The organism is Ornithinimicrobium sp. CNJ-824 (assembly GCF_001942405.1).
Lineage (GTDB): Bacteria > Actinomycetota > Actinomycetes > Actinomycetales > Dermatophilaceae > Ornithinicoccus > Ornithinicoccus kibberensis.
The window spans coordinates 103,657-122,996 of the sequence record NZ_MKKA01000011.1; the positions used below are offsets into that span (position 1 = coordinate 103,657).

Annotated in this window: 13 protein-coding genes and 3 pseudogenes; 4 read left to right on the forward strand and 12 right to left on the reverse strand. The window is 75.2% G+C overall.

Annotated elements, in window-relative coordinates; genetic code table 11:
• Positions 1-26 precede the first annotated feature (26 nt).
• The 8 genes and pseudogenes from BJF81_RS04895 to BJF81_RS04930 all read right to left on the reverse strand — a co-directional run bounded on the left by BJF81_RS04895 (position 27) and on the right by BJF81_RS04930 (position 9,627).
• The gene (locus BJF81_RS04895; protein WP_075957376.1) at positions 27-3,074 is read right to left on the reverse strand and encodes an ATP-binding protein; all 3,048 of its coding nucleotides are present in this window, start codon (positions 3,072-3,074) and stop codon (positions 27-29) included.
• Positions 3,075-3,132: 58 nt separating this feature from the next.
• Positions 3,133-3,788 (reverse strand): annotated as a pseudogene (locus BJF81_RS04900) (non-canonical purine NTP pyrophosphatase).
• The gene (gene rph / locus BJF81_RS04905) at positions 3,782-4,582 is read right to left on the reverse strand and encodes a ribonuclease PH (RefSeq protein ID WP_083664002.1); all 801 of its coding nucleotides are present in this window, start codon (positions 4,580-4,582) and stop codon (positions 3,782-3,784) included. The pseudogene BJF81_RS04900 and the gene rph overlap by 7 nt, the downstream one beginning before the upstream one ends.
• Before the next feature lie 115 nt (positions 4,583-4,697).
• Entirely contained in the window at positions 4,698-5,945 is a 1,248-nt protein-coding gene (locus BJF81_RS04910; protein ID WP_143780676.1) for a mechanosensitive ion channel, read from the reverse strand.
• A gap of 139 nt (positions 5,946-6,084) precedes the next feature.
• Complete coding sequence (locus BJF81_RS04915; protein ID WP_075957377.1) at positions 6,085-6,381, reverse strand: hypothetical protein; 297 nt, start codon at positions 6,379-6,381, stop codon at positions 6,085-6,087.
• A complete protein-coding gene (locus BJF81_RS04920) occupies positions 6,378-7,145 on the reverse strand; it encodes an MBL fold metallo-hydrolase (RefSeq protein WP_075957378.1) in 768 nt (255 codons plus the stop codon). Before BJF81_RS04920 ends, BJF81_RS04915 begins: the two co-directional genes overlap by 4 nt.
• Positions 7,146-7,199: 54 nt before the next feature.
• Positions 7,200-8,219 (reverse strand): CNNM domain-containing protein, encoded by a 1,020-nt coding sequence (locus BJF81_RS04925; RefSeq protein WP_075957379.1) that lies wholly within the window; start codon positions 8,217-8,219, stop codon positions 7,200-7,202.
• Positions 8,216-9,627, reverse strand: a pseudogene (locus BJF81_RS04930) (hemolysin family protein). The gene BJF81_RS04925 and the pseudogene BJF81_RS04930 overlap by 4 nt, the downstream one beginning before the upstream one ends.
• A gap of 175 nt (positions 9,628-9,802) precedes the next feature.
• Between BJF81_RS04930 and BJF81_RS04935 the strand changes: the two are divergent.
• The 3 genes and pseudogenes from BJF81_RS04935 to BJF81_RS04945 all read left to right on the forward strand — a co-directional run bounded on the left by BJF81_RS04935 (position 9,803) and on the right by BJF81_RS04945 (position 13,821).
• On the forward strand, positions 9,803-11,914 hold the full coding sequence (locus BJF81_RS04935) for an MMPL family transporter (RefSeq protein WP_075957380.1): 2,112 nt from the start codon (positions 9,803-9,805) through the stop codon (positions 11,912-11,914).
• Between the two features lie 4 nt (positions 11,915-11,918).
• Positions 11,919-13,190: a sensor histidine kinase gene (locus BJF81_RS04940; protein WP_237770030.1), complete on the forward strand. Its 1,272-nt coding sequence runs from the start codon at positions 11,919-11,921 to the stop codon at positions 13,188-13,190.
• Positions 13,187-13,821: pseudogene (locus BJF81_RS04945) on the forward strand (response regulator). The gene BJF81_RS04940 and the pseudogene BJF81_RS04945 overlap by 4 nt, the downstream one beginning before the upstream one ends.
• Positions 13,822-13,899: 78 nt before the next feature.
• Here the strand turns inward: BJF81_RS04945 and murI are convergent.
• Genes murI through BJF81_RS18305 form a run of 3 tightly spaced genes read right to left on the reverse strand, consistent with a single transcriptional unit; the run spans position 13,900 to position 16,802 of the window.
• Complete coding sequence (gene murI / locus BJF81_RS04950; RefSeq protein ID WP_075957381.1) at positions 13,900-14,724, reverse strand: glutamate racemase; 825 nt, start codon at positions 14,722-14,724, stop codon at positions 13,900-13,902.
• Positions 14,725-14,731: 7 nt separating this feature from the next.
• Positions 14,732-15,571, reverse strand: a complete 840-nt coding sequence (locus tag BJF81_RS04955; protein ID WP_083664003.1) for a fumarylacetoacetate hydrolase family protein — start codon at positions 15,569-15,571, stop codon at positions 14,732-14,734.
• Between the two features lie 31 nt (positions 15,572-15,602).
• Positions 15,603-16,802: an HNH endonuclease gene (locus BJF81_RS18305; protein ID WP_083664004.1), complete on the reverse strand. Its 1,200-nt coding sequence runs from the start codon at positions 16,800-16,802 to the stop codon at positions 15,603-15,605.
• A gap of 532 nt (positions 16,803-17,334) precedes the next feature.
• Here BJF81_RS18305 and BJF81_RS04970 point away from each other — a divergent pair.
• Positions 17,335-18,243, forward strand: a complete 909-nt coding sequence (locus BJF81_RS04970) for a 3-methyladenine DNA glycosylase (RefSeq protein WP_075957626.1) — start codon at positions 17,335-17,337, stop codon at positions 18,241-18,243.
• Here BJF81_RS04970 and BJF81_RS04975 read toward each other — a convergent pair.
• Entirely contained in the window at positions 18,228-19,328 is a 1,101-nt protein-coding gene (locus tag BJF81_RS04975) for a branched-chain amino acid aminotransferase (protein WP_075957383.1), read from the reverse strand. The genes BJF81_RS04970 and BJF81_RS04975 overlap by 16 nt on opposite strands.
• Between the last annotated feature and the right edge of the window lie 12 nt (positions 19,329-19,340).

The following is a 19,340-nucleotide window of genomic DNA, read 5'->3' on the forward strand; positions in this document are numbered from 1 at the left end:
TCGCCCAGCGTTCGCACCGCCCCCGGTCAGCCCTCCGGCAGGTCCGCGAGCGAGAGCCGGCAGCGCTCGGCCAGCAGCCGGCTGCCCTGGGCCGTCGCCAGCTCCAGGGCGGCCTCGAGGGCTGGACGCCGCTCGCCCGTCGGACGCAGCAGCCCCCGTCGGCGCTCGATCTCGGGCAGCCACCACAGGTCCTCCTGGGCCCGGGCGTTGGCCGCGGCGGCGTCGAGCACGGCACGGGCCTCCGACGGGTCGGCGGTCACGTCGGCCAGCAGGCTCAGGAAGTAGCCGGACCGGGCCCCGACACCCGTGGCCCGCTGGTCGGTGATGGCGCGCCGGAGGCGGGCGGCACCGGCCTCGCCCCCGTCGATCCAGCCGTGCAGCGCCTCGCCCCAGCTGCCGTAGTAGCCCAGCTCGTAGCGCCCGCACTGCTGGGCGAGCTCGTCCACGAGCGGGACCAGACCGTGGCGGTCGTCGCGCAGGTGCGCCGTGACCGCGGCGTAGGCCAGGGCCAGGGCGCGGTCGTAGGGGTGGGTGCCGGCCCGGTCCAGTGCCTCCTGCGACGCGGTCGTGGCACCGTCCGTGTCACCGAGCAGTGCCCGGGCGTGGGCCGCCCACGCCCGGGCGTGCACCTCCGGGCGGGACCCGACCGCCAGCCGGAACGAGGTCAGGTCCTCGGCGATGGCTCCCTCCAGCTCGTCCAGCCCGTCCCGGGGCCGACCCAGGTGCACCAGGGTGGCGCCGACCGCGAAGCGGCCCACGGCCACCCTGACCCGGTCCCCCGAGCGGGTGGCCGCCGCCCGGGCCGCCTCCGCGGTCGCCAGGGCCTGCCGGTTGGCACCGCGCACGTAGTCGGTCCCCCACAGACCGGTCAGCACGTCGGCGAGCGCCGGGTCGTCGTGCAGGCGCCCCGCCAGCTCCTGCGCCCGCTCCAGGGTGCTGCGCAGCGACGGCGAGGTCCAGCCGTGCCGGGCGTTGAGGACCGCGGCGAGGTCGTGCAGGCAGTCCAGCTCGTCGCGGTCGCGCGCAGGTCCTGCAGGGAGCGCCTGCAGCTGGAGCGCGGCGGCCCTGAGGGACTCGATGGACCGGTCCGCGGCGAACACCCGGCCGGCCGCCCGGGCGGCCTCCCGCAGGTGCCGGACCGCCCGTTCGGGCAGGCCTGCCCGGGAGTACTGCTCCCCCAGCAGCGCGGCGACGTCCTCGAGGTGCTCGCCGTGCAGCCGCTCCAGCGCCTCGCCCACACGCAGGTGGACGAGCGCCCGCCGCGCCGGGGTCGCCAGCTCGTAGGCCGCGTCCCGGAGGAGGTCGTGGGTGAAGTCGTACCCCCCGGGACGTTCGACGAGGACGGCCGCCCGGCAGAGTTCGTCCAGCGCCTGGACGGTCGTCGCGTCGTCCAGGCCGCCGGCGAGCCGCAGGAGCGGCAGCGACGCCGACCGCCCGACCGCCGCGGCGACCACGGCCAGCTGCTGGGCGGCACCGCCGAGGACGGTCAGCCGGTGGGTCAGCACGCCGCGCAGGTCTCCCGTGGGCAGGTCCGCCGCCGGGAGGGTGCCGGCGCGCTCGTGCCGGACGAGGAGCCGGGCCGCCTCGACGAGGTGGAGGGGGAACCCGCCCGTGGCGGCGTGCAGCGCGGCGCAGCGGTCGTCGTCCCACCGTTCGTCCCCATGACGGCGGACCAGGGTGCGACCCTCGGACGGGGTCAGCGGCCCGGTGCGCACGACCAGGGTCGGCACCTGGGTCCGGACACCGGCCGTCCACCGAGCCAGGTCGGTGCTCTCCTCCAGTGCCCCGGAACGGGCGGTCAGGACGAGGAGGAGGCGGGCCGTCGGCTCCCACCGGGCCAGGGAGGACACCAGGTCGAGGGTGTCCTGGTCGACCCACTGGACGTCCTCCATGACGAGCACGGCAGGCGCCGAGGCCGCCAGCCGACGCACGAGGTCACGGACGAAGTCGAGCCGCTCCCAGCTGGCCGCACCCCGCGTCGACCCCTTCCCGGGCCCCGAGGGCAGCGGTCGGGCCGGCTCGCCCGCGAGCCAGTCGAGCACGGGTGCCATCGCGACCGCCCCGCCCATCGCGTGGCCACCGCCGGTGGCGGTGCGCAGGCCACGTCGCCTGGCCGCTGCGAGCAGCTCCTCCACCAGACGGCTCTTGCCCGACCCCGCCTCTCCGTGCACGAGGGCGACCCGCAGGCCGGAGGTGGTCGCGGCGTCGAGCTGGGACACGAGCGCCGCCAGCTCCGGCTCCCGCCCCACGAGCGGGTCCCTCTCCCCGGCGTCCGCCGGACGGACCGCCCTTCCGGGCGGGTCCTCCGACGCGCCGCCCGCGCGCCCCAGGAGCTCGGCCAGCAACGACTGCGCGGCGGCCCCCGGGTCGACCCCGAGCTCGTCCCGGAGCCCCCGGGCGCACCGGTGGTAGGCGGCCAGGGCCCCGGGTACGTCGCCGACGTGGGCCAGGAGGCGCATCAGGGCCACGTGGCCGGCCTCCTCGAGCGGCCGCAGGCGCACGCGCCGCCGGGCGGCGTCCAGGGCCGGCCCGTGGACGGGCGAGGACGGGTCCAGGCCGGTCGCCGTCCCGACGAGCAGGTCGCAGGCGTCGACGAACTCCTGCTCCACCTGCGCACGCAGGTCGACCGCCCATCCGTCGTCCAACCCGGGCAGCAGGTCGCCGCGGTAGGTGCCGAGCAGGTCGCGCCCCAGGGCGAGGAGCGTCTCCTCGGGGGCACCGTCGGGACGTGCGCCCTCCACGGCCGCCCGCAGCCCGGCGACCGTGGCGCGGAGGTCGAGGAGGTCCACCGTGCAGCCGGGGCCGTCGTGCCAGGTGAGGTCGGTGGCGGTGACCTGGAGGCACCCGTCCCCGGCGAACAGCCGGCGCAGGTGGTGCAGCTCGCGACGCAGGTTGGTCAGCGCCTGGGCGCCCGCGGTGTCCGGCCACAGGGCGGCGGCCACGGTGGCCCGGGGCTGGGGGACCCCGGCGTGGGCGGCCAGGTAGGCCACGAGCGAGACCGTCCGCGGCGAGCTGGGTGCGGCCGACCCGTCCTGCTGGACGGCGGCCCGCTCACCGAGCAGCAGGAACCGCATAACCCGTCTACCATCCCACGGGCGGACGGACCCGTGCTCGCTCCGGGCGGCCCCGACCCTACGGCTGCAGGGTCCTCAGGTCCTCGGACAGCGCCCGGAAGGCCTGCCCGCGGTGGGAGACGGCGTTCTTCTCCGCCGCGGAGTGCTCGGCCAGGGTGCGCCCGTCGGGCCGGAGCAGCAGCGGGTCGTAGCCGAAGCCGCCGTCGCCCCGCGGGGACCGGGCCAGGGTGCCCCGGCAGTGACCCTCGCGCACCACCTCCCGGCCGACGGACCCGGGGCCCTCCCCCGGCACCACCAGCGCCGCGGCGCACACGAAGCCGGCTCCCCGGTGCTCGTCCGGCACGTCGGCGAGCTGGGCGAGGAGGAGGGCGTTGTTGGCCTCGTCCCGCGAGGTGCCGGCGGCCTCGGCCAACGGCCCCGCCCACCGGGCCGAGAAGACCCCCGGTGCGCCGCCGAGCACGTCCACGGCCAGGCCCGAGTCGTCCGCGAGCGCCGGGAGGCCGGTGGCGCGCGCGGCATACCTGCCTTGAGCAGGGCGTTGTCGGCGAAGGTGACGCCCGACTCCACGACGTCCTCGAGCCCGGCGAAGGCGTCCAGGCCGACCAGCTCCAGACCGGTCCCGGCGAGGGCCTGGGCGAGGATCTCCCGCAGCTCGACGACCTTGGCGGGGTTGCGGGTCGCCAGCACGAGGCGACGGTCGGTGCCGGTCACCAGGTCGGAGGGCCCTGGTCGACGTCGGCGCCGACCTCGTGGGAGTCCGCGCCGCCCATGTCGTCGGCGCCGAAGGCGGCCTGCTGGCGCGCGGTCAGCTCGGCGCAGCCCTCCGCGGCGACGTCGAGCAGGGCGTCCAGCAGCTCACGGTCGAAGGGGACCCCCTCGGCCGTGCCCTGGACCTCGACGTAGCGGCCGTCGCCGGTCATGACCACGTTCATGTCCGTGTCGGCCGTGACGTCCTCCTCGTAGTCGAGGTCCAGGACCGGCTCGCCGTCGACGACGCCGACGCTCACCGCGCAGACGGAGCCGACGACCGGCTCGGCCGAGGCCTTGACCAGGCCCTGGGACCGGGCCGACTCGACGGCGTCCACGAGGGCCACGAACGCGCCGGTGATGGCGGCGGTGCGGGTGCCGCCGTCGGCCTGCAGGACGTCGCAGTCGATCTGGATGGTGTTCTCGCCGAGGGCCTCCAGGTCCACGACCGCCCGCAGGGACCGCCCGATGAGCCGGCTGATCTCGTGGGTGCGTCCCCCGATGCGGCCCTTGACCGACTCGCGGTCGGAGCGGGTGTGGGTGGCGCGCGGGAGCATGGCGTACTCCGCGGTGGTCCAGCCCTTGCCGCTGCCGCGGCGCCAGCGCGGGACACCCTCGGTGAAGGACGCGGCGCACAGGACGCGGGTGCGGCCGAACTCGACGAGGACGCTGCCCTCGGCGTGGTCGAGCCAGTTGCGGGTGATCCTGATCTCCCGCAGCTCGTCGGGGGCGCGGCCGTCGTGGCGGGTTCCGGTGGTCATGGGGCCAGCGTATGCCTCGCGCCGGCGGGCGGGAGCAGAGGACGGGGGCCCGCGACGGCGGCGTGCCCCGGACCTCGTCGAGGTCCGGGTCGCGCCGGGTCGTCGGGAGACGTCCTCAGACCTGCGGTCCGCTCCCGGGTGTGGAGCTCGTGGGGGCCGGGTCGCCCGAGGGCTCCTGGGCCTTGGCCTCCACCTTCTTCAGCGACCGCGCGGCGGCGTCGCGCCCACCGAGGCCGTAGGCCAGGGCCGCGGCTGCCGCGGCGCCGACGACGACGGCGCCGAAGGCCAGGTTGATGATCGAGTCGGCGATGCCCATGTACTTCAGGCCCATCGCCACGAACAGCGCGATCGTGGCCCAGTAGACGACCGTGGTGGCCGTGCCGGTGCCCATCGTGCGGCGCAGCAGGTTGGCGATGAAGACGCCGGCCGCGATGATCGCGCCGCCGAAGATGACCCGCCCGCCGAGGGCGGGGATCTCCTCGAGGATGTCGGTGACCTCCGGGAACTCCAGGACCCGGGCCGCCATGACCGCGAAGAACAGCAGGATGGCGATCTGGGCGACGCGGGCGATGATCGAGGAGGCGCTGCGACCCTCCGGGACGGCGCCCAGCTCGGCGACCGCCCGGTCGGTGCCCAGCCCGCGCAGGGTGGTCTCCAGCAGCTGGGCCGCGAAGCGGGCGATGACGTAGCCCAGGCCCAGCAGGATGGCCGCGGCGATGATCCGCGGGATCGCGTCCAGGATGACTGTGAGCATCTGCTCGGCCGGGTCGGAGATGGCCGAGATGCCCAGGATCTGCAGGGCGGCGATCGTGACCACGATGAGGATGACCGCGAACAGCAGGTTGGCCACGACGGTGGACAGGCGGGTCCCGGAGCCGGAGGCCGCCGCGTCGTCGGTGGCGGTGGCCCCGTCGCCGGCGGTGGCGGTGGCCGGCCGGCCCCCGGTCTCGGCGGAGGCGCGGTCGCCCAGGCGGGCGACGGCCCGGTCGAAGCCGGCGGAGTCGAGCGCGGTCTCGGTGATCTGCTTGACGATCTTGGCGATGATCCAGCCGATGAAGAAGACGAAGCCGGCACCGATGATGTTCGGCAGGTAGCCGAGGATGTCGCCCAGCATGCCCTGGACGGGAGCCAGGACCTGGTCGAGGGCGAAGACCTGCAGGATCGCGATCAGGCCCAGCAGCCAGACGAGCAGCGACCCGATCTTGCCGACGGCCTGGCCCAGGGACTCCCCGTCCCGGGCCTCACGCTGGAAGAAGTCGAGCTTGGCGACGAGCTTGGTGATGGCCCACTGGACGGCCTTGGCCAGGATCCAGGTCGCGACGAGGATCAGCAGGGCGAGAAGGGCCTTCTCGGCCAGCCCCACCCAGTCGTAGTCACGTCAGGCGTTCATGGTTGCTCCTTGCACGAGACAGCACGGACAGTGACTTGTGTCACTCCAGCCACGGTAGCAACTCTGGAAGAGTCCTGGGAGGTGGACGGGGCGTGGTCCCCGTAGGCGCAGGTCAGAGGACGGTCGCTGCGAGGAACACCAGGTATGCCGCGAGCGCCGCCCAGGCGACGCCGGCCACCCACGCGGCCGGGGCGCGCACGGCATACAGCACCCCGGCGAGGGCCAGGAGCGCCCAGCACAGCGGGTGCCCCCACCGCACCGCCAGCTGCTGGACCCCGTCGACCTCGGTGGCGCGGTCGGGCACCACCACCGTCCAGAGGGTGGCCATCGCCAGTGCCAGGACGGCACCGACGAGCCCGACGGTCCGGCGCCGGCCCTCCGCCCACCCCCGGACGTCCCGCACCGTCACGTCGGGCCCACCGGGAGGGTCGCGTCCGGGACGGCCAGCTCCACCTCGCCGGGCCAGACCTCCGCCGCCTCCGCCCGCGCCTCCTGCGGGTCGGTCCAGGGGGGCAGGTGGGTGAGCATCAGCCGGCGGGCGCCGGCGTCGCGGGCGGCCTGCGCGGCGCGCCGGGCGGTGAGGTGGACGCCCCGACCGGTGTCCCGCCCCTCGAGGTAGGACGCCTCGGACAGGACGAGGTCGGCGTCGGCCATCAGCGGCGACAGTCCCGGGCAGGTGTCGGTGTCACCGGTGTAGGCGAGCACCTGGCCGTCGGCCTCGACCCGCAGCCCGTAGGCCGGCACCGGGTGCAGGACGGCGTAGGGGGTGACGGTGAACGGGCCGACGGTGAACGGCCGTCCGTCGACGAGGTCGACGAAGGCCATCCCCTTCAGCGGCTCGGGTCCGGCGACCCCGTAGGCCCGGGCCATCCGCTCCGCCGCCCCCGCGGGTGCGTGGACGGTGAGGTCCTCGTCCGCCGGGGACGGCCCGTAGGCCCGGAGCACGCGCAGCCCGGTCAGGTCGAGGCAGTGGTCCGGGTGCAGGTGGGACAGGACCACCGCGTCCAGCCGCACGGGGTCGGTATGCCGCTGCAGGGCGCCGAGGGCGCCCGGCCCCAGGTCGAGGAGCAGCTGCCAGGTGCGTCCCTCGGCCCGGGTCCGCACCAGGTAGCAGCTGGCCGGCGAGGCGGGGCCCGGCAGCGAGCCGGTGCAGCCGACGATCGTCAGGTCCATGGCCCCATCGTGCCCGCCCGGCGTGGTCCGTGTCCCGTGCCGGACGTCACGACCTCAGACGTCGGCCCGCGGCCCGGGCAGCACGCGACGGAGGATGTCGGCGACGCTGACCAGGCCGACGACGTCGCTGCCGTCCGCGACGACCGCGAGCTGCTCGGCGCTCTCCCGCATCCGGCGCAGCGCCTCGTAGACCGGGACGCCCGGAGCGAGCACGAAGGCCGGTCGCGCCGTGGCCCGGACGGGGTGCCCGCCCTCCTGGGTGAGGGTGTCGCGCACGTGCACGACCCCCGGCAGCCCCCCGTCCGCCGTGGCCAGCAGGATCCGCAGGTGCCCGCTGCGGGCGGCGGCCTCCTGGACCTCGTCGACGGTGGCGTCCACGCCGACGGCGACCGGCTCCTGGTCCTGGGGCACCAGCTCGCCGACGGTGAGCCGCTCGAGCTCGAGGACGTCGGAGATCTGGCTCTGGAAGGACTCCTCCAGGACGCCGTGCGCGGCGGACTGCTCGACGAGGTGCCGGATGGTCTCGGCGTCCCGGCCGCCCACGGCGGCACGGTCGACCGGGGTCACGCCGCTGGCGCGCACCAGCCGGTTGGCCAGGGAGTTCACCCCCACGAGCAGGGGCCGGACCACGGTGACGAAGGCCCGCCCGGGGATGCCGACGAGCTTCGCGGCCAGCTCGGGGTGGGCGATGGCCCACGACTTGGGGGCCATCTCGCCCACGACGAGGTGCAGGAAGGTCACGAGCAGCAGCGACAGCGCGAAGGAGGTGCCGCCGGCGAGCCAGCCGGGGACGCCGAGGGCCTGCAGGGCCGGGCCCAGCCAGCTGTCGACGGCCGGCTTGGTGATCGCCCCCAGGGCGAAGGTGGCCGCCGTGATGCCCAGCTGGGCGCCGGCCAGCATGAGCGTGAGCTCGTCGATCCCGCGCAGGGCCGCGCGGGCGGACCGGGAGGTCACCGCCTCGGCCTCGAGACGGTGGCGGCGTGCGCCGAGCAGGGCGAACTCGATGACGACGAAGAAGGCGCTCAGGACGATGAGCAGGACGGTGGCCAGGAGCACGACCCAGGGGTTGGTCATCGGTCGTCCTCCTCGTCGGTGCCGTCGGGGCCGTCGGGGTCCTCATCCTGCTCCCCCAGCTCGCGGGTGATGAGCCGGACCCGCACCTCGCTGGGGACGTGCCGGGCCACCTCGAGCACCTCGATCTCCAGGGCCCGGGACACCGGTTCGTCCGAGACCACCTCGGCCGGGTCCGCCGGCAGGCCGACCGTCACCACGCGGCCCTCCTCCGGGAGGTCCCCCGTCTCGGCGATGACCAGGCCCGCGATCGTCTCGAAGTCGCCCTGGGGCAGGCGGTGGCCGACGGCCCGTTCGACCTCGTCGAGGTGCACGTCGCCGTCCATCCGCCAGCCTCGTCCTCCTGGCCGACGATGAGCTCGGGGGTGGCCTCGTCGTGCTCGTCGGTGATCTCCCCGACGAGCTCCTCGGCCAGGTCCTCCATGGTCAGGACCCCCGCGAAGCCGCCGTACTCGTCGATGACGCAGGCCATCTGCTGGCCGGCGCCGGCCAGCTCGTCGACGGCGTTCGGCAGTGGCATGAGGGTGGGCACGACGACGGCGGGACGCATGACGTCCGAGACCGGTGCCGCCGGGTCCGGCCGGCCCCGGAGGACGTCCACGAGCTGGACGACGCCCACCGGCTCGCCCGCGTCGTCGACGACGGGGTACCGGGTGTGCGCCCGGGCCATCAGCTCACGCACCTCGCCCACGGTCGTCCCGGGAGCGACCGTGTCCACCTTGGCCCGGGGGACCATCGCGTGCTCGACGTCCTGGTCCGGGAAGTCGAGGATGCGGTCCAGCAGCATGGACAGCTCCTCCGGCAGGTCGCCGCTCTCGCGGGAGTCGGAGACGATCCGGCCCAGGTCCTCCGCGGTGGCGGTGGTGTCGAGGTCGTGGATCGGCTCGATCCCCACGGCCCGCAGGAGCAGGTTGGCCGACTTGTCGAAGAAGCTGATCAGCCAGCCGAAGACGGCCAGGTAGATGAGGGTCGAGCGGGCCAGCCAGCGGGCCATCGGGCCGGCGTTGGCGATCGCGAGGTTCTTGGGGTAGAGCTCGCCGAAGAGCATCTGGACCACCGTGGCCACGGCCAGCGCGGCCACCGTGCCCACCGAGATGCTGACGGCCGCGGGCACGCCCACGCCCCCGAGCAGGGTGCCCAGGGCCTGCCCCACGAGCGGCTCGGCGACGTAGCCGATGAGCAGGCCGGTCACGGTGATCCCCAGCTGGGCGCCGGAGAGCATGAACGAGGTGCGGCCGGTGACCTTCAGCGCGCGCTCCGCCGCAGCGTCCCCGGACCTGGCCTGGGCGGCCAGCCGGTTGCGGTCGACCGACATGTAGGCGAACTCCTGGGCCACGAAGTAGCCGTTCGCCGCGATGATGAGCAGGATCGCCGCGATGCCGACGAGCAGGAGCAGGATCGCCCCGGTCATGGCCGGGGGCTCCTGCCCCGGCCGGCGGTCGCGGCGAGCGGTGTCACCAGGGTCCCTCCCACGGTCGGCCGCCGGCACTGCGCCGGCGGTGGTCCCAGGCTACCGACCCCGGATCAACCGAAGGGTGGAGGTCGCGGGGCGGCCGCGGCCGTGCCTCCGTCCATACCGTCGAGACATGCCTCGACGTCCCCCTCTCCGTCCCCTCACCGGCCGCCTCGGCGCACCGGTGACCCTCCTCCTCGCCCTGCTCGTCGCCCTCGGCCTGATCGGCGGCCTCCGGGGCGTGGAGCTCGCCGACGACCACCGCCCCGCCCCCACCGGCTCCGAGTCCGCGCAGGTCGCCGACCTGCTGGCCGAGCTGCCCGGCAGCGACCTGGGGCAGCTCGTCGTCGTGGTCACCCATGAGGACGGCGGGCCCCTCGCCACGGACGACCATGCGGCGCTCGGCCGGATGGGGGCCGTCCTGCCGGTGGCGGCCGGGGAGCAGGTCGCCGGGCCGGTCCCGAGCCAGGACGGCCGGGCCGCCCTGCTGCGGGTACCCGTGTCCGTCCAGGGGGAGGACGGCACCGACGTCACGCGCGCGGTCGTCGACGAGGTCCGTGCCGCGGTCTCCGCGGAGCTTCCGGAGGACCTGCGGGCCCGGACGACGGGCGGGCCGGCGGTCGCCGCCGACCTGGCCGCCTCCTTCGACGGGGCCGACGTCCGGCTGCTGCTCGTCACGGTCGCCGTGGTCGGTCTGCTGCTCCTGCTGACCTACCGCTCCCCCGTGCTGTGGCTCGTCCCCATCACGGTGGTGGGTCTGGCCGACCAGGTGGCCGCGGTGACGACGACGTCGCTGGGTCGGTGGCTGGGCCTGACCTTCGACGCCGGCATCATCAGCGTGCTGGTGTTCGGTGCGGGCGCCAACTACGCGCTGCTGCTCATCTCGCGCTACCGCGAGGAGCTGCGGGTCCACGAGGACCACCGGCAGGCGCTGCGCGTCGCCTGGCGCGGCACCCTGCCGGCCATCCTGGCCAGCAACGTCTCCGTCGTCCTGGCCCTGGCCACCCTGGCGCTGGCCTCCGTCCCCGGCACCCGTGGCCTGGGCGTCGCGGCGGCCCTCGGGCTGCTCGTGGCCCTCGTGGCCGCCCTGGTCGTGCTGCCCCCGGCCCTGGCCGTGGTCGGCCGCGGCGTCTTCTGGCCGTTCGTCCCCCGGCCCGGCGCCGACCGCGGGCCACGGACCGACCCCTGGGGGTGTGTCGCCGGTGCGGTCGTGCGACGGCCGTGGCGGGTGCTGACCGCCGGGAGCGCGCTCCTTGCGGTGATGGCGTCAGGGCTCCTCGGCACCCAGGTCGGTCTGACCCAGACCGAACGCTTCCGGGTCGCCGCCGAGTCGGTGGAGGCGCTGACGACGCTGTCCGAGCACTTCCCGGCGGGCGCGGCCCAGCCGGTGGTCGTCCTCGCCGCACCGGAGCAGGTCGACGCCGTGACCCGGGCCGTCGACACCGTGCCCGGGGTCGTCTCGGTCGCTCCCGGCCCCTCCGGCGCCACCTCGGCGGGCGACGTGGCGACCCTGTCCGTCGTCTCCGACGCAGCACCCGGTTCCTCCGCGGAGCGCGACCTGGTGACGGACCTGCGGGCCGCGGCGGACGGCATACCCGGGACCCCTGTCCTCGTCGGCGGCGCGCCCGCGACCGAGGTGGACGCCCGGGACGGGGCCCGCGCGGACCTGCTCCTGGTGGCACCCCTCGTGCTGGCCGTCGTGGCGGCGGTCCTGGCGCTGCTGCTCCGCTCGCTCGTGGCGCCGCTGGTGCTGCTGGCCGTCAACGTCGTGAGCACCCTGGCGACGATCGGCGCGGGCGCGTGGCTCGGCCGGACGTTCCTGGGGTTCGAGGCCCTGGACACCTCGGTGCCGCTGCTCGCCTTCCTCTTCCTCGTCGCGCTGGGGATCGACTACACGATCTTCCTGGTCCACCGGGTGCGCTCCGAGGTGCCCGGGCTGGGGACGCGGGCGGCGGTCGTGCGCGGGGTCGCCACGACCGGAGGGGTCATCACGAGCGCGGGGATCGTGCTGGCGGGCGTCTTCGCGGCGCTGGGCGTCCTGCCGCTCGTGACCCTCGGTCAGCTCGGGCTGATCGTGGGGCTGGGGGTGGTCGTGGACACCATGCTGGTCCGGACCCTGCTCGTCCCGGCCGTGGTCACGCTGCTGGGGGACCGCTTCTGGTGGCCGGCCCACCCGGCGCCGGCGGACGGGGAGGTGCGCGCCCAGGACGGCGGGCGGCTGCGTTCCCCCGTGCTGGCACGATGACCCCGTGAGCACGGCGGACCGGGAGAGCGACCAGGCCGGGATGGTCCGCCGCCTCGTGCTGGTCCAGCACCTCCTGCTGGTCGTGCTCGTCGTCGTGGGCGTGGCCCGGGCGCTGGCCACGGGGACGGCGCCCCTGCCGCTGCTGATCGCGAGCGCGGCGCTGCTGCTCTGGTATGCCGTCGGCGCCCGGGCCGCCTCCGTGCGGCTGCGGGAGCCGGGGCCGAGGTCGTCCGGCCGCACCGACGGGGGTCTGAGGGCGGGCGGCTGGTGGCTGCTGGGCCTGGTGGCCTGCTGGCTGGTGGCCACGGCCGTCTCCCCGGACCTGGTGTGGGTGGCGTTCTCGGTGTGGCTGCTGGCCGGCCACCTGCTGCCGCTGCGCGGGGCCGTGGTCCTCGGCCTGCTGGTCCTGGTCGTCGTCGTCGCGCGGGGAGGGCACGCCGAGGGGTGGAGCACCGCAGCCGTCGTCGGCCCCTCTGTCGGGGCCCTCTTCGCCCTGGCCCTGTCCCGTGGCCTGCAGGCGCTCGTGCGGGACAACGCCGAACGCCGACGCCTGATCGCCTCGCTCGTCGCGGCCCAGGAGGAGGCCGAGGAACTGCACGCCGAGCTGGCCCAGGCGCAGCGCGAGGCCGGGGTCCTCGCCGAGCGGACCCGGCTGTCGCGGGACATCCACGACACGCTCGCGCAGGGGTTCTCCTCCATCCTGCTGCTGGCGCGGGCGGGGACGGCCACGGACGACCCGGTGGGGCAGCGTCGCCTGCTCGACCAGATCGGGGCCAGCGCCGCCGACCACCTCGACGAGGCCCGTCGGGTCGTCGGTGCCCTCGCGCCCGCACCGCTGGAGTCCGGCCTGACCGACGCGGTCCGCCGGATCGCCGGCAGGTTCGAGGACGAGACGGGGGTCGAGGCGCAGGTGCGGGTCGACGGTGACGTCGGCGGCCTCCCCCCACCGCTGGAGGTGGCGCTGCTGCGCACGGCGCAGACGGCGCTGGCCAACGTCCGGCAGCACGCGTCCGCCCACCGGGTGGTCCTCACCCTCGCCGAGGCCGGGGATTCGGTGCGGCTGGACGTCGTCGACGACGGACGGGGGTTCGTCCCCGAGGAGGCCGGGGCGCGCCGGGAGACGCCCTCCCGCGGGGGCTACGGGCTGCGGGCGGCGCGGGAACGGCTCCGCGAGCTCGGCGGGGACCTCGAGGTGGAGTCCGGGCCCGGCCGCGGCACCGCCGTGAGCGCCCACGTGCCCCGCGGGACGGGCAGGGCGCCGAGGGGGTCGTGGTGAGCGCCACGACGACGGTGCGGGTCCTGGTCGTCGACGACCATCCGGTCGTCCGGGCGGGGCTGACCGCGCTGCTGTCGGTGCAGCCCGCCCTGGAGGTGGTGGGCGAGGCCGCGGACGGGCATGCTGCGATCGACCAGGCCGCCGCGCTGCGTCCGGATGTCGTGCTCTGCGACCTGCGCCTGGGGCAGGGGCCCGACGGCGTCGCGGTCACGCGCGCCTCCGTGCCCGCTCGTCCCCGCCGGCCGTGCTCATCCTGACCACCTACGACCACGACGCGGACCTGGTGCGGGCGGTGGAGGCCGGTGCCGTGGGCTACCTGCTCAAGGACGCCCAGCCCGCCGTGCTCGTGGCGGCGATCGAGACGGCCGGCCGTGGCGGGTCGGTGCTCGGCCCCGAGCTGACGCAGCGGGTCGTGCAGACCATGCGGGTCCGGCGGGCCGAGCTCTCGGGTCGGGAGCGGGAGGTGCTGCAGCTCGTCGCGGAGGGGTTGTCCAACCGGGGCATCGCCCGTCGGCTGGTGGTGAGCGAGGCCACCGTCAAGACGCACCTGAACCACGTCTTCGGCAAGCTGGGGGTGGACAGCCGGACGGCGGCCGTCGCCGCCGCCCGCGCCGCGGGACTGATCGGCTGACGGTCTGCCGGGTGCAGACCTGGCCGCCAGCACGGCTTGGCCCGGGCCGCTCGGCCCACGCCGCTCGGCCCGCACCGGTCAGCCCGTGGTCACCTCGTCCTCGCGGCCCACGAACGCCCGGTGCACCTGGTCCACCTCCGGGCCCAGGAACCGCCGCGCCAGGAAGGTGAACCCGTGCGGGTCCCCCGTCGTCAGCCACTGGTGCTGCGGCTCGTTGTCGGCCGGGGCGAGCAGGTCGCCGTCGGTGAGCACGCGGAAGAGGTCGGCGGCCGTGGCCGCGGCCGAGGAGACCAGGGTGACCTCCTCGCCGAGGACGTACTGCAGCGCCGAGGTCAGCAGGGGGTAGTGCGTGCAGCCCAGGATCAGGGTGTCCACCCCCTTGTCCTGCAGGGGCGCCAGGTAGCCCCGCGCCGTCTCGATCACCTCCGGCCCGCTGGTGATCCCGGCCTCGACCAGCTCGACGAAGCGGGGGCACGGCTGGGAGGTCACGTCGACGTCGGGGGGCGCGGCGACGAAGGCGTCCAGGTAGGCCCGCGACTGGTGCGTGGCCTGGGTGGAGATCACCCCGATCCGTCCCGAGCGGGTCACCGCCATCGCCCGGCGGACCGCCGGCCGGATGACCTCGACGACGGGGACGTCGTACCGCTCCCGGGCATCGGCCAGGACAGCGGCGGAGGCGCTGTTGCAGGCGATGACCAGGGCCTTGACCCCGTGGGCCACCAGCCGGTCGAGGCACTCGAGGGCGAACTGCCGGACCTCGGCGATCGGCCGCGGACCGTAGGGGGTGCGGGCGGTGTCCCCGAGGTAGAGGATCGACTCCTGGGGCAGCTGGTCGAGGATCTCCCGGGCGACGGTCAGCCCGCCGAAGCCGGAGTCGAAGACGCCGATGGGGGCGTCGGTCATGCGCCGCTCAGCCTCGTGGGGTGTCGGACCCGCCGGTCCCGTCGGACCCCTCGGAACCCCCGGACCCCTCGTGCGGGTCGGCGGCGACGAACGGGTTGGCCAGCACGCCGATCCCCTCGATGGTCACCTCGCAGCGCTGGCCGGGGGTGATCGAACCGACCCCGGCGGGCGTGCCGGTGAGCAGCACGTCCCCCGGAAGGAGGGTGAAGGCTGCCGACGCGTGCGCGATGAGCTCGCCGATGCCGAAGTGCAGGTCGGCGGTGGTGCCGTCCTGGCGGACCTCCCCGTCGACGGTCGTGACGATGCTCAGGTCGGCGACGTCCAGGTCGGTCTCGATCCACGGCCCGAGCGGGGTGAAGGTGTCCATCCCCTTGGCGCGGGCCCACTGGTTGTCACCCCGTTGCAGGTCCCGCGCGGTGACGTCGTTGGCGACCGTGTAGCCGAAGACGACGGAGGCAGCGTCCTCGGCCCGCACGTCCTTGCACAGCCGGCCGATCACGACGGCCAGCTCACCCTCGTAGGAGATCTCGCGGGCGAAGGCCGGGATCACCACCGGGTCCCCGGGTCCGCAGACGGAGGTGTTGGGGATGAAGAACATCATCGGCTCGTCGGGCAGCTCGTTGCCCATCTCCCGGGCGTGGTCGGCATAGTTGCGCCCGATCGCCACGACCTTGCTCCGCGGGATGACCGGGGCGAGGAGCCGGACGTCCTCGACGAGGTGGGTCTCGCCGGTCAGCTCGATCCGCGTGTAGAGCGGGTCGCCGGAGATCTCGGCGATCTTCTCGCCCGCCCCGTCCACAAGTCCGAAGCGGGGGTCGTCACCGGCGGTGAATCGGCAGATGCGCATGGTGCACAGGGTATGCGGTGCGCGCCCGCCCTCACGCGGCGCTCCTGCCCTCCCACGAGGGTGCGTCGAGGTCGGTCCAGGGCGGGGTGGGGTCGAACGGGCCGAACCGTCTGCCGCTGACGCGCCACTGGGCGATGAGCATGCTCGTGACAAGGCTGTTGTCCAGCGGTTCGCCGCCCCAGCCGCCGGTCACGGTGCGGGGGGTGATGGTCCGGTGGGCGAGGATCGCATCGGCCCGGCCGAACATCGGCGGGGCGGGCACCAGCACCTCTCCCCCGGCGTCGCGGAACTCGAACCGCTGCCGGCCCAGGGCCCTCACCACAAGCTGTCCCAGGTGGACGGCCCGGTGGCAGGCCCCGCACAGCAGCACCGCGTTGTCGAGGTCGGTGGCCCCTCCGCGGGACCAGAACACCACGTGGTGGGCGTGCAGGAACCTCGTGCGCCCGCAGCCCGGGGTCCGGCAGCCGCCGTCGCGCAGCCGCAGGGCCTTGAGCTGAGCCGTGGAGAAGCGGCGTCGTCGTCGCCCGAAGGCCAGCACGGCCCCCTCCGCGTCGCGCAGGACGCACCGGCTGTCGGCCCCGCAGAGCACCTCCTCGGCCGTGCCGTCGTCGAGCGCCGGCCCGTCGTCGGGTGCGACGACCCCCGGCTGCTGCTCCGCGGAGCAGCCCTCCCCGCCGACCGGATCCTGCCGGTGGACGAAGACCACCTCGGCCGAGGACGCCAGCACGGGCGCCTCCTGGGCGCTGAGGCCGATCTCCGCCAGGGCGAGGAGCGCCGGACCGGCCTGGCCCGGGGGTGGTGCCGTGCGGTCCACCGACTCCCCGCGCGGCTCCCCGGGGTGGGGCGCAGCACCGGCGTCGTGGTCGACCTCCGGGTCGGGCACCTCGCCGGGCTCGTGGACTACCGTGCGGATCCGCTCCAGCTCCGACCGGGTCAGGGCGGCCAGCAGCCGGCGTCCGTCCGCCGGCCCGAACCGGCCCCAGACGACGAGGTCGCCGCTGTCCTCGTCCCAGCGCCACTGCAGGGACTGCGGCGGCGGGTCGGACGGGCGCGGCGGCTGACCGGGCTCCGGGTCGGGGCGGCTGCTCCGCTCCTGCCGGCGCTCCTCCTCGGCCGCCACCGTGCGCAGTCCCGCGGTGATCCGCTCCACGTGGGCCGCCGGCGCGTTCCTGGCCAGCGCGACCAGCTCGGGCTCGGTCTCCTGGGTCGCGACCCGGCTGATCGCCCGCACCTTGGAGTAGGACAGCTCGCCCTTGCCGAACGCTCGGCAGTCTGCGGCAACGAGCGCAGCGAGCGGGCGACCCGGACGTGGTCGCGCGCCGTGCGCAGGCTCATCCCCGCACGCCACGACAGCCAGTGCGCCAGGCTGCGGATCCCCGGTCCCGCCCATCCGCCCTGCTCGTCGAACCGGCCCAGCAGCGTCAGGAACCGCGCGGTCGCCGCCGCGATCTGCCCGGCCAGCTGGGCGATCTCGTCCCCCAGGGCGTCCAGGTCGTCAGGCGTCAGGTGTCCCTCCCGCGTCGGCCCCGGCCCTGCTGCGTCCGACCCCTCACCGTCGCCGGGCTCGCGGACCGCCCCGTCAGGTGCAGCCACCTCGTCGTCCCCCACGGACATCTCCCCTCCTCCCCGAGCCCGGGCCCCTCCCGGCTCGTGCGGAGCACGCTAGGACGGGCCACCGACAGACCCGCCACCGGCCGTTCCTCACCGGCCCCGCGCCGCGACGGGCTGCTCCGCGGAGCAGCCCGGCCCTACCCTTGGACACCGTGCAGATCCTTCCCGAGCAGGTATGGCGTCGCCGCGCGGCCGAGCACGCGGCTGCGGTCGAGCAGCTGACCGCCGACCGGCTCGCCCGCAGGGTGGCGGGCCGCCGGCACCCGGTCGACGACTTCCTCTGGGAGTACTACGCCTTCCGCCCCGCCCAGCTCGCCCGCTGGCACCCCGGCCCCGGGGTCGCCCTGGAGGGCGCCGCCGACCGGGCCGGGTGGACGTCCTACACCCAGGCCGGCGGCACGGCATACCTCGACGTCCCTGCTTTCCTCGCCCGGCGCGGCCGGACGGTGGAGTTCGTGCGTGATCTGGTCTCGGCCACCCTGTCCCGACCGGGACGGTTCGGCTGCTTCGGCCTGCACGAGTGGGCGATGGTCTACCGTGCCGGCGAGGAGGAGCTGCGGCACCAGGGGTGGCCGCTGCGGCTGGGCCGCGAGGGCACCGACGCGGTCGTGGAGTCGCACACGATCACGTGCAGCCACCACGACGCGTTCCGGTTCTTCACGCCCGAGGCGGCCGGTCGCAACACGCTGTCCCCGACCCGCGAGGGCCAGCGCGACCTGGAGCAGCCCGGCTGCCTGCACGCGGCGATGGACGTCTACAAGTGGTGCTTCAAGCTGGCCCCGGCGGTGCCGAGCGAGCTGACCCTGGACGCCTTCCTGCTGGCGCGGGACGTGCGGGAGCTGGACATGCGGGCGGCGCCGTACGACCTGCGGGAGCTGGGCTACGCACCGGTGCGGATCGAGACGGCCGAGGGCAAGGCGGAGTACGTCGCCGCCCAGCGCGGCTTCACGACGCGGTCCAACGCGCTGCGGCGCCGGCTCCTGGCCGTGCTCGACACGCTCGCGGAGGACGGGGCCCGTGAACAGCTCGCGGCCCCCGGGTCCGCTCAGACCAGCTGGTAGAGCCAGCCGTGCCGGTCCTCGGCGCGGCCGTACTGGATGTCGAGCAGCTCCTGGCGCAGCGACAGGCTGACCTCGTGGGTGTCGGGCATCGTCAGCTCGCCGCCGTTCCAGGCCAGCCGGCCCACCGGGGTGATGACCGCGGCCGTCCCGCAGGCGAACACCTCGCTGATCTGCCCGGAGGCGACGCCGTCGCGCCACTCGTCGATGGTGAACCGGCGCTCCTCCACCGTCAGGCCCCGCTCGCGGGCGAGCTCGATCAGCGACGAGCGGGTCACGCCCGGCAGGATCGTCCCGGTCAGCTCGGGGGTGACGATGCGTCCGTCGGCGTAGACGAAGAACAGGTTCATCCCGCCCAGCTCCTCGACGGCGAGGTGCTCCTGCGCGTCGAGGAAGACGACCTGGTCGCAGCCGTTCTCGATGCCCTCGGCCTGGGACGCCAGGGAGGCCGCGTAGTTGCCGCCGCACTTGGCGGCACCGGTCCCGCCGGGGGCCGCCCGGACGTACTTCTCGCTGACCCACAGGCTCACCGGCTTCAGCCCGCCGGCGAAGTAGGCCCCCGCCGGGGAGCAGATGACCGAGAACAGGGCCCGGTTGCTCGGCCGGACGCCCAGCGCCTCCTCGGTGGCGATCATGAACGGGCGGATGTAGAGCGAGGTCTCCCCCGAACCCGCCGGGGGCACCCACGCCTGGTCCAGCCGGACGACCTCCTTGATCGCGTCGAGGAACATCGTCGGCGGCAGCTCGGGGAGCGCCAGCCGACGGGCCGAGGCGTTGAGCCGCTCGGCGTTGCGCTCGGGCCGGAAGGTCCACACCGTCCCGTCCTCGTGGCGGTAGGCCTTGAGCCCTTCGAAGATCTCCTGGCCGTAGTGGAAGACCGCCGCCGACGGGTCCAGCGGGATGGGGCCGTAGGGCGCGACGCGGGCGTCGTGCCAGCCCTGGCCCTTGTCCCACTCGATCATGGCCATGTGCTCGGTGAACACGTTGCCGAAACCGGGGTTCTCCAGGATCGCGCCGATCTCCTCCGGCGAGCGGCGCTGCTCGCGCTCGGTGACGGTGAAGGCCGTGGACGTCGTCGTCGTGGTCATGGCACGCAGCGT

Bases quoted from the DNA above. Each gene is read 5' to 3' on its own strand.
- BJF81_RS04895 (WP_075957376.1), bottom strand. From the start codon at position 3,074: ATGCGGTTCCTGCTGCTCGGTGAGCGGGCCGCCGTCCAGCAGGACGGG.
- rph (WP_083664002.1), bottom strand. From the start codon at position 4,582: ATGACCACCGGAACCCGCCACGACGGCCGCGCCCCCGACGAGCTGCGG.
- BJF81_RS04920 (WP_075957378.1), bottom strand. From the start codon at position 7,145: ATGGACCTGACGATCGTCGGCTGCACCGGCTCGCTGCCGGGCCCCGCC.
- BJF81_RS04925 (WP_075957379.1), bottom strand. From the start codon at position 8,219: ATGACCAACCCCTGGGTCGTGCTCCTGGCCACCGTCCTGCTCATCGTC.
- BJF81_RS04935 (WP_075957380.1), top strand. From the start codon at position 9,803: ATGCCTCGACGTCCCCCTCTCCGTCCCCTCACCGGCCGCCTCGGCGCA.
- murI (WP_075957381.1), bottom strand. From the start codon at position 14,724: ATGACCGACGCCCCCATCGGCGTCTTCGACTCCGGCTTCGGCGGGCTG.
- BJF81_RS04955 (WP_083664003.1), bottom strand. From the start codon at position 15,571: ATGCGCATCTGCCGATTCACCGCCGGTGACGACCCCCGCTTCGGACTT.
- BJF81_RS04975 (WP_075957383.1), bottom strand. From the start codon at position 19,328: ATGACCACGACGACGACGTCCACGGCCTTCACCGTCACCGAGCGCGAG.